Consider the following 13,377-nt stretch of genomic DNA (forward strand, 5'->3'; position numbering starts at 1 on the left):
CTTCGCGCGGACCATGCACAGCCATTCCCTCCTGACCGATTCCTCCTGTCTCCAATCGGGGCGCTATGCCCTGGTGATCGACGACCACCCGCTGACGGCCATGGGCGTGTCCGAGTTCCTGAAACAATTCGGCCTGTCCGAAGTCCATGCCGTGGCCGATGCGGGCGAAGGCCTGCAGTGCATGGCCGGCAGGGGATCGCCGCATCTGGCCATCGTGGATTTCTGGCTGGGTGCCAGCGCAGGCACGGACGTGGTGCGCGAAATCCGCACGCTGGCGCCCGCCTGCCGCGTGCTCATGACCAGCGGCGACACGCATGGCGCGATTGCCCTGAAGGCACGCGCGGCGGGGGCCCATGGCTTTGTGCTCAAGTCGCAGCCGCCGCAGGTGCTGCAGCAGGCCGTGGCGGCCCTGCTGCGCGGCGAGACCTGGTTCCCCGCCGCCCCGCTGGCGCCGCAGCCGCCGGGCGGCGCCCATGCCATCCGCATGACGGCGGCCGAGCTGGGCCTCACCCCGCGCCAGGCCCAGGTGCTGGAGCTGGTGCTGCGCGGCCTGCCCAATCCCAGCATTGCCCGGTTGCTGCACCTGTCGCCCCACACGGTCAAGGAGCATGTGGCAGGCGCCCTGCAGCGCCTGGGCGTGCACAGCCGCATCGACGCCATCACGCGCATGCAGGGCATTGCGCTGGAGCTGCCGCCCTCCGTACCGCCGACCGATACGGTTCAGGCGCCGGCCACGGCCAGCCTGCGCTGAAGCAGGGCCCGCAGCGCCAGCGGATCCACGGGCTTGCGCAGCAGCAGATAGCCCAGTTCCTGCGCCTGCTGCTCCAGCGCAGCGGAAGGGTCGCCGCTGAGCAGGGCACCGGCCGCCTGCGGCGATTGCGCCAGCACGTTCTGCAGCAGCGCAAAGCCGTTCTCGCCCTGGGCCAGCTGGTGGTCGCACAGCACGAAATCGGGATGCTGCCCCGCCGCCAGCCAGGCCTGCGCCTCGCGGCCCGAAGCCGCCACGTCCACGGTCAGCCCCCAGCCGCGCAGCAGACCGGCCAGGGCCTGTGCCACCTGCACATCGTCATCGACCACCCAGCACCTGCCCTGCAGCAGGGGGCGGCCTGGCGGATTCGCGGCAGCCTCGGCCCCTGCCCCTGCCTGCGCCTGCGCGTGCCCCAGAGGCAGGTCCGCTTGCACGCTCAGGCTGGGCGACAGCTGCAGCCAAAAGCACGAACCCCGTCCCGGCGTGGACAGCAGACCATGCTCCACGCCCATGCGGCGCGCCGCTGCGGCCACCACGGCCAGGCCCAGGCCCTGGCTGCTCACGCCGGGCAGGTGCTCGGCCGCAGGCTGGGCCGCGCGCCGGGCCGCCTGGCCGGAACGCGCGCGAAAGTGCGGTGCGAAGACATGGGGCCGGTCTTCGGCCGCAATGCCCAGGCCGGTATCCCAGACCTCGATGCGCCAGCCCCCGCCGTGCACGCGGGCGGCCAGCAGCACGCCGCCGCGCTGGGTGTAGCGCAGGGCGTTGTGCAGCAGGTTGAACACCATCTGGCGCAGCAGGGCCTCGTCGGCACGCACCAAGCTGTCCATGCCGCGCGCCACGCGCCAGCGCAGCACCAGCCCGCGCTGCCGCGCCTCGGCCGCGAACAGGCGCGTGGCATCGCCCAGCAGAATGCGCAGGTCCATCACCTGGGCGCGCAGCTCCCAGGTGCCGTTCTCCAGCCGCGACAGGTCCAGCAGGTCGTTGCACATGGTGCCCAGCGACTGGGCACAGGCCTGGACATCGTCAAGCACGCCCGCCAGCGCGCCGTCGGCATTGCGCTGGCGGGCGGTCTCCACCAGCAGGCCCAGGGCATGCAGGGGCTGGCGCAGGTCATGGCTGGCAGCCGACAGGAAGCGGCTCTTGGCCTCCAGCGCCTGTTCGGCCTGCTCCTTGGCCGCCAGGTAGCGCTCGGCCAGCAGCTGGCGGTCACGCTCCTGCGCCCATTGCTGCTGCATGAGCTGGCGCGCCCCCCAGGCATGGCGCGCGATGGTAGCGCCATACAGCATGAGCAGAGGCAGCAGGTACAGGCCCCTGTTCGGGAAGTACCAGACCACGGCCAGCAGCATGGCGCCGTACAGCACGCCGAAGAAGCGCTTGAACACGGCAGCCGCCGGCGCCAGGAAGGTGGCGGCCGAGGCCACGACGCCGCACAGCACCAGGTAGATGAAAAGCCGGAATTCATGGCCGCTGCCATGGGTCAGCGGTATGGCCAGCGCCCAGGAACCGGCGTTGAGCAAGGCCATGCGGCCCATCACGCGCTCCCAGCGCTGCAGCCGCGTTGGCAACTCGGCCGAGGGCACGGCAGCGCCCAGGTCCCGACGCAACTGGCGCCGCAAACCAACGAAGACGCAGGCCATGAGCGCCATGCCCAGCCACCACAGCAGCAGCGGCGCCTGGAAGGCACCCGTTTCGTGCCGCTGCAGCCAGACCACGATGCCGGGGATGATGAGGGCCGCCGCCTCGGACGAGCCCCGCGATGCGATGGACAGCAGCAGCCGCTGGCGCTGCTGCAGCTTCCACAGCGGCTCCGCAGGGCCGCCGTCGTGTTCAGAACTGGTCGCCATCCACGTAGAACCAGCGCCCGCCTTCGCGCACGAAGCGGCTGCGCTCATGCAGGCGCACGGCGTGGCCCGCCACGCGGTAGCGCGCGACGAATTCCACCTCGGCGCGGTCCTCGCCGGTGCTTCGGAAGTCCTTGACCGCCAGCCCCAGCCAGCGCGCCGAGGGCTCGAAGTCCAGCGTGGCGGGCCGCTGGCTGGCGTGCCAGGTGGCCAGCAGGTAGGCGGCGTCCTCACGCACGAAGGCGCTGTAGCGCGAGCGCATCAAGGCCTGGGCATCGGGCGCAGGGCAGTCGTCGAAATGGTCCAGGTAGCGGCCGCAGCAGGCATCGGAGGCCAGGGACCGGCCCTTGGCATCGTGCTGGCCACAGGGACAGGCCGGGGAGGTGGCGGCCGCGCTCATAGCGGCTGGCCCTGCGGAACTTGCGAAACTTGCGGAACCTGGGAGAGGACGGCGGGGGAGCAGGAATGCATGTCAGTCACGGCCGCCTTGCTGCGACCGGGTTCTTGATGGAGGACAGGCGGGCCATGATACTGACCGCGGGCCTTCGGGCCTGTAAGGAGAGCCCATGTTTTCAATGTCGGTCCCGTGGTGGGAGTTCGTGGTGCGCGGCGTGGCCGTCTACCTGTTCTTGCTGGTGTTCCTTCGGCTGACGGGGCGGCGCCAGACGGGGCAGTACGCGCCCTTTGACCTGGTGCTGCTGCTCATCCTGTCGAATGCCGTTCAGAACTCCATGAATGCCGGGGACAACTCGCTGATCGGCGGCATGATCTCGGCTTCCACGCTGATCCTGTGCCATCTGCTGCTGTCCTGGCTGACTTTCCGTTTTCCCGCGCTGGAGCGGCTCATCGACGGCAAGGCCCAGGCCCTGATCACGGACGGCCACCTGAACAAGGATCTGATGCGCGAGGAACGCATCACGCGCGACGATATCGAGGCCGCGCTGCGTGCGGGCGGCTGCCTGCACCTCAGAGAGGTGGAGCGCGCCACGCTGGAGACCGACGGCAGCATCACCGTCGTCCTGCGCCGCCGCGACAGCGAGAACGACGGCGATCCGCCGGTCTGAGCCTAGTCGAGCTGCTCCAGGAAGCGCTCGATGGCCAGGTTCACGGGCTGCGGATGCGTGAGGTTGGCCGCATGGCCGGCCCCCGGCACCTCCACCCACTGCGCCCTGGGCAAGGCCTTGGCCATGGCGCGTGCACGGTCGAGCGTGATGGCGATGTCGTCCGTGCCATGGATGACCAGTGCCGGTACGTGGATGTCGGGCAGTCGCGGGCTGATGTCATCGCGCTGGGCCAGCGCCAGAAAGCTCTGCCCCAGGTTGATGGGCGTGGCCTTCTTCCATTTGGCGCGCCAGGCGGCCGCGCCGCTCCAGCCCTGGCCCAGGATGGTGCGCTCCACCGTGGCCGCCATGTCGTCGCTGAGGCCATGCTCCATCCAGGCCCTCAGCAACGCCTCGTGGTGGGGCATCTGCTCGGGGTCTTCCAGCATGGCCTGGGTGTCGATCAGCACCAGCGCACGCACGACCTCGGGATGGATGAGCGCACAGCGCAGCGACAGATAGCCGCCCTGCGACATGCCCACCAGCACCGCGCGCTCCACGCCCAGGTGCGCCAGCAGGGCGGCCAGGTCGTCGGCCGAGTCGTAGTAGTCGAAGGGAGCGCAATGCGCGGGGTCCGCCGTCTGGCCATGGCCACGCTCGTCCCAGCTGATGCAGCGATAGCGATCCTGCAGCGCCTGGACCTGGGGAGCGAACATGGTGTGGTCCATGAGCAGTCCATGCGAAAACACCAGGACCGGGCCGCGCCCGCCCGTGTCCTCGTAGTAAAGGTTCTGGCCGTTGACGGAAGCAATGGGCATGTCGGGATCTCCTGCGAAGGTGGTCACAAACCTGCCGGAGTCCGGTGCCCGCCTCTCCCGGGCGCCGTCCCGGCGACGCTCCATGCTAAGCCCTGCGGGTGACGGGGCCATCCGGCCCGACCCGCAGCATAGTGAGGGGCCTCAGGCCAGGGCGCGCTGGATGAGAATTTTCTGCACGTCGCTCGTTCCCTCGTAGATCTGGCACACGCGCACGTCACGGTAGATGCGCTCGACGGGAAAATCGTTGACCACGCCATAGCCGCCCAGGGTCTGGATGGCTGCGCTGCACACGCGCTCGGCCATTTCGCTGGCGAACAGCTTGGCCATGGCCGCTTCCTTCAGGCAGGGCAGGCCGGCATCGCGCAGGCTGGCCGCATGCCAGATCAGCTGGCGCGCGGCCTCGATCTGCGTGGCGCAGTCGGCCAGGCGAAAGCCCACGGCCTGGTGGTTGAAGATGGGCTGGCCGAAGCTCTCGCGCTCCTTGGAGTACTGCAGCGCGCAATCGAAGGCCGCACGCGCCATGCCCACGCTTTGCGCGGCAATGCCGATGCGCCCGCCCTCCAGCGCCGACAGCGCAATCTTGTAGCCCTCGCCCTCGGCACCGATGAGGTTGGCGACGGGGATTCGGCAGCCCTCGAACTGGATCTGGGCCGTGTCCGAGCTGTGCTGGCCCAGCTTGTCCTCCAGCCGCAGCACCTGGTAGCCGGGTGCGGAGGTGGGCACGATGAAGGCGCTCATGCCGCGCTTGCCGGCCGCCTTGTCGGTGACGGCGATGACGATGGCCACGTCGCCGTTCTTGCCGCTGGTGATGAACTGCTTGACGCCGTTGATCACGTAGTCGTTGCCGTCGCGGGTGGCCGTGGTGCGCAGCGCCGAGGCGTCCGAGCCCACATGCGGCTCGGTCAGGCAGAAGGCGCCCAGCATCTCGCCGCGCGCCAGCGGCGCCAGCCATTGCTGCTTTTGCGCCTCGCTGCCGTAGCGCATGAGGATGGCGTTGACGGGGCAGTTGGTGACGCTGATCACCGTGCTGGTGCCGCCGTCGCCGGCTGCGATTTCCTCCAGCACCAGGGCCAGGCTCAGGTAGTCAAGGCCGGCGCCGCCGTATTCCTCGGGCACGCAGATGCCGTAGGCACCCAGCGCCGCCAGGCCCTGGTGCACGTTCTTGGGAAAGTGGTGCTCCTTGTCCCAGCGTGCGGCATGGGGCGTGATTTCGGTGCGCACGAAGTCGCGCACCGCGTCACGGATCATTTCCTGGTCTGCGTTGAGCAGCATGTCTTGTCTCCTGATTCCTTGTTTCGTTGTTCGTTGTCCCGGCCGCAGCTACCAGGCGATGCGCTGCCCGTCGTGGCGCAGCATGCGGCCCCGATCAGCCGGCGTGACGCCGGCCAGGGTGCGGACCAGACCCTGCACGCTTTGCTCCACGGTGAAGGTGGCGGACTCGCCGCCCATGTCGGTCTGCACCCAGCCCGGGTCCAGCGCGACCACGGTGGCGCCGGGCCATTGCGGCTGGGCGCTGGCCACGACCATGTTGAGCGCGGCCTTGCTGACGCGGTAGAGCCAGGCGTCGGATTCTGCGCCGGCCAGCAGCGACATCTCGCTGGAGAACAGGCCGAACACGCCGCCCGCCGCCTCGACCATCGGCGCCACCTGGGGCAGCACCTGCATGGCGCCCAGCACATTGGTGTGCATGACGCGGTCGAACTGCTCGCGCGTGGGCGGCGTGGCCGAGCTGTGGGCATCCCACACTCCGGCCACGTACAGCGCCAGCTCGATCTTCTCGCCATCGAGCTGCCAGGCCAGGCCGCTGACGCTGGCCGGATCGGCCACATCCACCAGCAGCACCTTGGCGCCCGTGGCCTCGACGCGCTCGCGGTCGGCCTCGCTGCGCACCGTGGCGACCACGCTGCGGCCCTGGGCCGCATAGGCCTCTACCAAGGCAAAACCGAGCCCGCGCGAGGCTCCCAACACCAGAGTGACTGCCATGTCTTTCGACCTTTCAAATGGAATGCGGTCAGCGGCCCTGCTCGCCCGCGATCTGTTTTTCGTAGCGCTCGACCATGGCCTCCTGCGTCTCGGTGGGCGCAGGCAGGCCGATCTGCTGGTGGACCATCTGGTTCACCGACGGCATGACGTTGCGCGGCACCTGGGACTCGGGCTTCCAGAGCCGGGCGCGCATGAGGGCCTTGGCGCAGTGCAGATAGGCCTCCTGCACCTGGATCTCCAGAACGATCTTGGGCCGGAAGCCTTCGTTGGCGAACAGCGCCGTGTAGTGGGCCTCGTCGCGCAGCCTGGCCACGCCGTTGACGCGCAGCGTCTCGTCGAAGCCCGGCACCATGAACAGCAGGCCGATGCGCGGATCGGCGATCAGGTTGCTGAAGCTGTCCAGGCGGTTGTTGCCGCCCGAGTCGGGGATCAGCAGCGTCTGGTTGTCGGGCGCCTTGATGAAGCCCGGCTTTCCGCCGCGCGGCGAGGCATCCATCAGCGAGCCCGCTGCGCCCCCCGTGGCCACGATGCACAGCGGCGACAGCGCGATGAAGCGCAGGCAATGCCGGTCCAGGTCCACCTGCTGCTTGAGCAAGGCCCTTTCGGCCGGCATGGCATACAGGCTGCGCAACTGTTCTTCGCTGGTGATCATGGTCGAGAGGTCAAAGTAATAGCGGATCGGCCGATCCAAGTCTAGCTCTCTGGACGTCTGTGGCGCTGCCCATAAAACTGGCGCAATGCAAATCAGAGACACCGAGGAAGGGCCTGGGCCGGCCGCGCCGCCCCGCACCGAGGGTGTCGTCCCCCTTTCAGGGGGAGGGCGCGCAGCGCCTCAGGGGGTGACCATTTCTATCGCCATGGCTGTTCCTTCGCCGCCGCCTATGCACAGCGTGGCCAGGCCGCGCTTGCCGCCACGCGCCTGCAGGGCGTGCAGCAGCGTGACCAGGATGCGCGCACCGCTGGCGCCGATGGGGTGGCCCAGCGCACAGGCGCCGCCGTTGACGTTGACCTTGTCGCGCGGCACGCCCAGCTCGGCCATCAGGGCCATGGGTACGACGGCAAAGGCTTCGTTGACTTCCCACAGGTCCACATCCGCCGCCGTCCAGCCGGCCTTCTTGAGGGCCTTCTGCGTGGCGCCCACGGGGGCCGTGGTGAACCATTCGGGCTCCTGGGCATGCGTGGCATGGGCGACGATGCGCGCCAGCGGCTTGCAGCCCAGCTCCTTGGCCGTGGACTCGCGCATCAGCACCAGGGCGGCGGCGCCGTCGTTGATGCTGGAGCTCGATGCCGCCGTGATCGTGCCGTCCTTCTTGAAGGCGGGCTTGAGGCTGGCGATCTTGTCCAGCTTGGCCTTGGCCGGGCCTTCGTCGATGCTGACCGTGACATCGCCCTTGCGCGTGGAGACGGTGACGGGCGTGATCTCGGCCGCGAAGGCGCCGCTTTCCGTGGCGGCCTGGGCGCGCTTGACGCTTTCGATGGCGTAGGCGTCCTGCTGCTCGCGCGTGAAGTGGTATTTGGCGGCGCAGTCCTCGCCAAAGGTGCCCATGGAGCGGCCCGGCTCGTAGGCGTCCTCCAGACCGTCGAGCATCATGTGGTCATAGACCTTGTCGTGGCCCATGCGGTAGCCGCCACGGCCCTTCTTTAGCAGGTAGGGCGCATTGGTCATGCTCTCCATGCCGCCGGAGACCACCACATCGCGGCTGCCCGCCACCAACTGGTCATGGGCCAGAATGGTGGCCTCCATGCCGGCGCCGCACATCTTGGACAGGGTCACGGCGCCCGTGCTGCGCGGCAGGCCACCCTTGAAGCCTGCCTGGCGCGCAGGCGCCTGTCCCTGGCCCGCCATCAGGCAGTTGCCGAACAGCACTTCGTCCACCTTCTCCGGCGCCACGCCGGCACGCTGCACGGCGGCCTTGATGGCGGCGCCGCCCAGATCGTGGGCCGCGAGATCGGCGAAGTCGCCCTGGAATGCGCCCATGGGGGTGCGGGCTGCGCCGACGATGACGATGGGGTCTTGCATGCTTATCTCCTGGATGTGGTGATGGTGAGGGGAAAACAAACGGGTCAGGCCAGCCAGCGGCTGCGCTCGTAGGGATAGACGTCGTGCACGTGGCCTTCGCGGATGCGCTGCTGGTGCCGCTGCCAGAAGGCGGGATCGAGCAGGTCGGCATGGTGGCGCATGAAAACTTCGCGCACGGCCGGATTGCCCAGCAAAAAGGGCGCGAAGGTTTCCGGGAACACATCGCGCGGGCCCACGGGATACCAGACCTCGCCGCTGAGCTCGTCTTCCTCGTTGCGCGGCGCAGGCACCTGGCGGAAATGGCAGTCGGTCAGGTATTCGATCTCGTCGTAGTCGTAGAACACCACCTTGCCGCCGCGCGTGATGCCGAAGTTCTTCCACAGCATGTCGCCCGGGAAGATGTTGGCGGCCACCAGGTCCTTGATGGCATTTCCGTATTCGATCACGGCGCTCTCCAGCCGCTGCCGCGGTCCCGGCAGGTCCAGCCCGTCATCGAAGCACTCCTGCAGCAGCAGGTTCAGCGGCACCATGCGCCGCTCTATGTAGAGGTGGGAGATGATGACCTCCTGCCGGCCATCGCCGTCGCGGTCGCTGATCTCGACCTGGCTGGGCGCGTGCTCCAGGATCTCGGCGATCAGCGCCTCCGAGAAGCGCTCGCGCGGGAAGGCCACCAGGCTGTACTCCAGCGTGTCGGCCATGCGCCCCACGCGGTCGTGCTGCTTGACCAGGCGGTACTTGGCCTTGACCTGCTCGCGGGTGATCTCCTTGGGCGCGGCGAACCGGTCCTTGATGAGCTTGAACACGTAGGGAAAGCTGGGCAGGTCGAACACCAGCATGACCATGCCCTTGATGCCGGGCGCGATGCGGAACTGGTCGCGCGAATGGCGCAGGTGGTGCAGGAAGTCGCGGTAGAACAGCGTCTTGCCCTGCTTGGCCAGGCCCAGGGCGTTGTACAGCTCGGCGCGCGGCTTGCGCGGCATGAGGCTGCGCAGGAACTGCACGTAGGCGCTGGGCACGTCGGTATCGACCATGAAGTAGGCACGCGCAAAGCTGAAGAGGCCGTGCAGGTCCTTCTCGCCGAACAGGGCCGCATGCAGCACCAGCCGGCCGTTGTCCCCATGCAGGATGGGCACGGCCCAGGACAGCTCGGCAAAACCGTTGATGATCTTGCCGACGATGTAGGCGCCCTTGTTGCGGAAAAACAGGCTGGACAGCACCTGGATCTGGAAGTTGGCGTACAGGCGCATGGCCTGCAGCTGGGGCTCCAGGCGCTCGGCCAGGCGGGCGATGTCGCGCTCCAGGTCTTCAAAGGGGCGCTGCAGCGCGAACTGCTCCACGACTTCACGCAGCGTCTGCGACAGTGTCTCGCGCGTGGGGTAGAAGGCCAGGTAGGCCGGGCGTGCGGTCGGCTCCTGGTTCTCTATGTATTCCGTACTGACGGCCGGCCGCACGAAGATGAAGTCGTTGTGGAAGTGCGTACGGTGCAGGATCTTGGTGGTGACCGAGTTGAAGAAGGTCTCGGCCAGCTCCGGCTGCAGGTGGTTGACCATGAGCCCGATGTAGTGGCGCTTGATCTGCTGCCAGACCGGCATGGGCTGGGCGCCGGCCGAAAACTCCTTTTCAAGCCGGCGCACGCATTCGCGCACGCGCAGGTCGTAGAACTCGATGCGCTCGCGCTGCGCGCGCTGCTGGCCCAGCCAGTCGGCCGTCTCGAAGCGGTGCTTGGCGCGGGCCGATTCGGCGCGGAACAGGCGGTAATGACGGTTGAAGCCATCCATCATCGCCCGCGCGATGTCATGGGCAAGCAGGGTGTCCTGGGCAGGCATCGGCATGAAGTCTCCCGGGGTCCCGCCTGCCATGGCCGCTCAGTCGCGCTGGCGGCTGGCGACCAGCTCGACAGCCTCGGCATGGATGTTGGCGATGCCGCCGACGCCGGGCACGGTCATCTGCAGATTGGTGATCAGGCCGTCCTTGAGGCCATAGCACCAGCCGTGCAGCGTGACCTTCTGGCCGCGCGCCCAGGCATCCTGCATCACCGTGCTCTGCGCCACGTTGATCACCTGCTCGATGGCATTGAGCTCGCACAGCGCGTCATGGCGCCATTGCGGCGACAGGCTGGCCAGCAGCGCCTGGTGCTTGTCGCGCACGTCCTTCACGTGGCGGATCCAGTTGTCGGCCAGGCCCACGCGCACATCCTCCAGTGCCGCCAGCACGCCGCCGCAGCCATAGTGGCCGACGACCATCAGGTGCTCGACCTTGAGCTGGTCCACCGCGTACTGGATGGTGGACAGGCAGTTCAGGTCGCTGGGCACGACCACGTTGGCCACGTTGCGGTGCACGAACACCTCGCCGGGCTCCAGGCCCGTGATCTGGTTCGCGGGCACGCGGCTGTCGGAACAGCCGATCCACATGTAGCGGGGTTTTTGCTGCGCCATCAGCCCAGTGAAGAAACCGGGCCGGTCACGCTCCACCTGCTGGGCCCATTCGCGGTTGTGGACAAACAGCTCTTCGATGGAGGTTGTGCTCATAAACAATCCTTTTGTTGGGGTCAAACTCAAGAACGGCGCAGCAGGCAGGCGAAAGATCAGCAGGTCTCTGCGAACAGCTCGCGGCCGATCAGCATGCGACGGATCTCGCTGGTGCCGGCGCCGATCTCATAGAGTTTCGCATCCCGCCAGAGGCGACCCAGTGGGTATTCGTTGATATACCCATTACCCCCATAGATTTGAACGCCTTCGCCGGCCATCCATGTCGCCTTCTCGGCGCACCACAGGATGACGCTGGCGCAATCCTTGCGAACTTGGCGAACATGCTCGGTTCCCAGCAGATCGAGGTTTTTGGCGACCGTATAGGCAAAGGAGCGGCCCGCTTGCAGCACGGTGTACATGTCCGCCACCTTGCCCTGGATGAGCTGGAACTCGCCGATGCTCTGGCCGAACTGCTTGCGGTCATGGATGTAGGGCACGACGTTGTCCATCACCGACTGCATGATGCCCAGCGGCCCGCCGGTCAGCACGGCGCGCTCATAGTCCAGGCCGCTCATCAGCACCTTGGCGCCGTTGTTCAAGCCGCCCAGCACGTTCTCGGCCGGCACCTCGACGTTCTCGAACACCAGCTCGCCCGTGTGGCTGCCACGCATGCCCAGCTTGTCCAGCTTCTGGGCAATGGAAAAGCCCTTCATGCCCTTCTCGATCAGGAAGGCAGTCACGCCGCGGGCGTTCAGCTCGGGCTCGGTCTTGGCGTAGACCACCAGGGTATCGGCATCGGGACCGTTGGTGATCCACATCTTGGTGCCGTTGAGCAGGTAGTAGCCGCCCTTGTCCTCGGCCCTGAGCTTCATGCTGATCACGTCCGAGCCGGCGCCGGGCTCGCTCATGGCCAGCGCGCCCACATGCTCGCCGCTGATCAGCTTGGGCAGGTACTTGGCCTTTTGCGCTTCATTGCCGTTGCGGTTGATCTGGTTCACGCAGAGATTGCTGTGCGCGCCGTAGGACAGGCCCACCGATGCGCTGGCACGCGAGATTTCCTCCATCGCCACCATGTGGGCCAGGTAGCCCATGTCGGCACCGCCGTACTGCTCGGACACGGTGATGCCCAGCACGCCCAGGTCGCCGAACTTGCGCCACAGGTCCATGGGGAACTGGTCGTCGCGGTCGATCTCGCCGGCGCGCGGTGCAATCTCGGCCTGTGCGAACTCGCGCACGGCATCGCGCAGCGCGTCGATGTCCTCGCCCAGTTGGAAGTTCAGGCCCGGCAGGTTGGAAAGGCTCATCTCATGTCTCCTGTGGAAATTGGGGGAAAGAACGCCGCCCGGCTCAATCGGCCAGATCGCGGCCCTGCACGCACATCAGCGTGCAGCCCATGGTGGCAATCAGTTTCTCGCGGCCTTCGTCGATGGCGTAGGCGCGCCCTTCGGTCACGGTGATGGTGCGGCCCGGCTTGAGCACACGGCCTTCCATGCGAAAGCGCTGGCCCTTTGCAGGGGCCAGCAAGTTGATCTTGAATTCAATGGTGAGCACGGCAGCATCTGCCGGCATCAGGGTCAGCCCTGCGTAGCCGCAGGCGGAATCCAGCGCCGCGGAAACCATGCCGGCATGCAAAAAACCATGCTGCTGCGTCAGCCCGGGCGCCCAGTCCAGGCAGACATCGACGGCACCGGGCTCCAGCAAGGACAGCTCGGCGCCCAGGGTGTGCATCGCGCCCTGGCGTGCAAAACTGTCTCGCACACGGCGGGCAAAGTCGCTGTTGGCAGGTTCCAGGCGGAGCACGGTCAAGGCAAGCCTCACAAATTACGTTTACGTAAACGTCAATTATGAAGCATTTTTCCCATCCAGGTGTTTCAACAAAGTGCGGGCCTCGGATTCCTGCTCTCGCACCTCGGCCAGGTTGGCCTGCAGATCGGCCAGGCGGTCTTCGAGCTGGCGGCGGTGCACAGCCAGCACCTCCAGGAATTTGCGCAGTTGCACGCCCGTGTCACGGGGGCTGTCGTAGAGATCGATGATCTCCTTGGCTTCGTTCAGAGACAGTCCCAGCCGCTTGGCCCGCAAGGTCAGGCGAAGACGTGTGCGATCACGTGCGCTGTAGACGCGATTGCGTCCGCCAGGCCCGGCACGCTCGGGCTCAAGCAGGCCCATGTCCTCATAGAAGCGGATGGCCCGGGTCGTGAGATCGAACTCCTTGGCAAGATCGCTGATGGTGTAGGTGGTCGACATGGCTGGAGAGTCCGCCGGCATCCACAGCCGGCGGCCATGGGAATGCGACGTTGACGTTAACGTCAATGCTAGCGGAATTGTCCGCAGGAAACTGCGCCGGATGTTGCATCCGGTTGCGACGAAGAAGCCTGGCAGGAATAAAAAGAGAGCGCGTCAGCGCTCTCTTTTTTGGGTTGTCCGTTTTGGCTGTTCAGCCTGTTTCCCCGTTTCCTGTA

Annotated in this window: 14 protein-coding genes; 2 read left to right on the top strand and 12 right to left on the bottom strand. The window is 67.1% G+C overall.

The window, feature by feature from the left end; translation table 11 throughout:
- The first annotated feature begins 13 nt into the window (after nucleotides 1-13).
- Nucleotides 14-751 carry a response regulator transcription factor gene (locus tag ACF8ML_RS05760; RefSeq protein WP_047327949.1) on the top strand — a complete coding sequence of 246 codons (738 nt, stop codon included), beginning with the start codon at nucleotides 14-16 and terminating at the stop codon, nucleotides 749-751.
- On the opposite strand, the gene ACF8ML_RS05765 is transcribed toward ACF8ML_RS05760, so the two are convergent.
- Together ACF8ML_RS05765 and ACF8ML_RS05770 are read right to left on the bottom strand one after the other, a co-directional pair.
- A complete protein-coding gene (locus ACF8ML_RS05765) occupies nucleotides 721-2,592 on the bottom strand; it encodes a hybrid sensor histidine kinase/response regulator (protein WP_392406616.1) in 1,872 nt (623 codons plus the stop codon). The two genes, ACF8ML_RS05760 and ACF8ML_RS05765, sit on opposite strands and share 31 nt — an antisense overlap.
- A complete protein-coding gene (locus ACF8ML_RS05770; protein WP_392406618.1) occupies nucleotides 2,576-2,989 on the bottom strand; it encodes a YchJ family protein in 414 nt (137 codons plus the stop codon). Before ACF8ML_RS05770 ends, ACF8ML_RS05765 begins: the two co-directional genes overlap by 17 nt.
- Before the next feature lie 166 nt (nucleotides 2,990-3,155).
- Here ACF8ML_RS05770 and ACF8ML_RS05775 point away from each other — a divergent pair, with 166 nt between their 5' ends.
- Nucleotides 3,156-3,653 (top strand): DUF421 domain-containing protein, encoded by a 498-nt coding sequence (locus ACF8ML_RS05775; protein WP_016450022.1) that lies wholly within the window; start codon nucleotides 3,156-3,158, stop codon nucleotides 3,651-3,653.
- Nucleotides 3,654-3,655: 2 nt separating this feature from the next.
- Here the strand turns inward: ACF8ML_RS05775 and ACF8ML_RS05780 are convergent, their stop codons facing one another.
- The 10 genes from ACF8ML_RS05780 to ACF8ML_RS05825 all read right to left on the bottom strand — a co-directional run bounded on the left by ACF8ML_RS05780 (nucleotide 3,656) and on the right by ACF8ML_RS05825 (nucleotide 13,162).
- Nucleotides 3,656-4,447: an alpha/beta fold hydrolase gene (locus tag ACF8ML_RS05780; RefSeq protein ID WP_016452796.1), complete on the bottom strand. Its 792-nt coding sequence runs from the start codon at nucleotides 4,445-4,447 to the stop codon at nucleotides 3,656-3,658.
- 141 nt (nucleotides 4,448-4,588) lie between these two features.
- Nucleotides 4,589-5,719 (bottom strand): acyl-CoA dehydrogenase family protein, encoded by a 1,131-nt coding sequence (locus tag ACF8ML_RS05785; RefSeq protein ID WP_154833328.1) that lies wholly within the window; start codon nucleotides 5,717-5,719, stop codon nucleotides 4,589-4,591.
- 48 nt (nucleotides 5,720-5,767) lie between these two features.
- The gene (locus ACF8ML_RS05790; RefSeq protein WP_017406485.1) at nucleotides 5,768-6,430 is read right to left on the bottom strand and encodes an SDR family oxidoreductase; all 663 of its coding nucleotides are present in this window, start codon (nucleotides 6,428-6,430) and stop codon (nucleotides 5,768-5,770) included.
- Between the two features lie 28 nt (nucleotides 6,431-6,458).
- Nucleotides 6,459-7,082: a pyridoxamine 5'-phosphate oxidase family protein gene (locus tag ACF8ML_RS05795; RefSeq protein WP_016450018.1), complete on the bottom strand. Its 624-nt coding sequence runs from the start codon at nucleotides 7,080-7,082 to the stop codon at nucleotides 6,459-6,461.
- A gap of 180 nt (nucleotides 7,083-7,262) precedes the next feature.
- On the bottom strand, nucleotides 7,263-8,450 hold the full coding sequence (locus tag ACF8ML_RS05800; RefSeq protein WP_016450017.1) for an acetyl-CoA C-acyltransferase: 1,188 nt from the start codon (nucleotides 8,448-8,450) through the stop codon (nucleotides 7,263-7,265).
- Nucleotides 8,451-8,494: 44 nt separating this feature from the next.
- Complete coding sequence (gene aceK, locus ACF8ML_RS05805) at nucleotides 8,495-10,282, bottom strand: bifunctional isocitrate dehydrogenase kinase/phosphatase (protein WP_047327952.1); 1,788 nt, start codon at nucleotides 10,280-10,282, stop codon at nucleotides 8,495-8,497.
- 33 nt (nucleotides 10,283-10,315) lie between these two features.
- Nucleotides 10,316-10,978, bottom strand: coding sequence for a carbonate dehydratase (gene can, locus ACF8ML_RS05810; RefSeq protein ID WP_016450015.1), 663 nt, complete (start codon nucleotides 10,976-10,978; stop codon nucleotides 10,316-10,318).
- A gap of 56 nt (nucleotides 10,979-11,034) precedes the next feature.
- A complete protein-coding gene (locus ACF8ML_RS05815; protein WP_047327953.1) occupies nucleotides 11,035-12,222 on the bottom strand; it encodes an isovaleryl-CoA dehydrogenase in 1,188 nt (395 codons plus the stop codon).
- Between the two features lie 43 nt (nucleotides 12,223-12,265).
- Nucleotides 12,266-12,724, bottom strand: coding sequence for a PaaI family thioesterase (locus ACF8ML_RS05820; RefSeq protein WP_043790435.1), 459 nt, complete (start codon nucleotides 12,722-12,724; stop codon nucleotides 12,266-12,268).
- Between the two features lie 36 nt (nucleotides 12,725-12,760).
- Nucleotides 12,761-13,162: a MerR family DNA-binding transcriptional regulator gene (locus tag ACF8ML_RS05825; RefSeq protein WP_013800379.1), complete on the bottom strand. Its 402-nt coding sequence runs from the start codon at nucleotides 13,160-13,162 to the stop codon at nucleotides 12,761-12,763.
- Between the last annotated feature and the right edge of the window lie 215 nt (nucleotides 13,163-13,377).

It is taken from the genome of Delftia sp. WSY_10, assembly GCF_043104705.1.
GTDB lineage: Bacteria > Pseudomonadota > Gammaproteobacteria > Burkholderiales > Burkholderiaceae_C > Comamonas > Comamonas tsuruhatensis.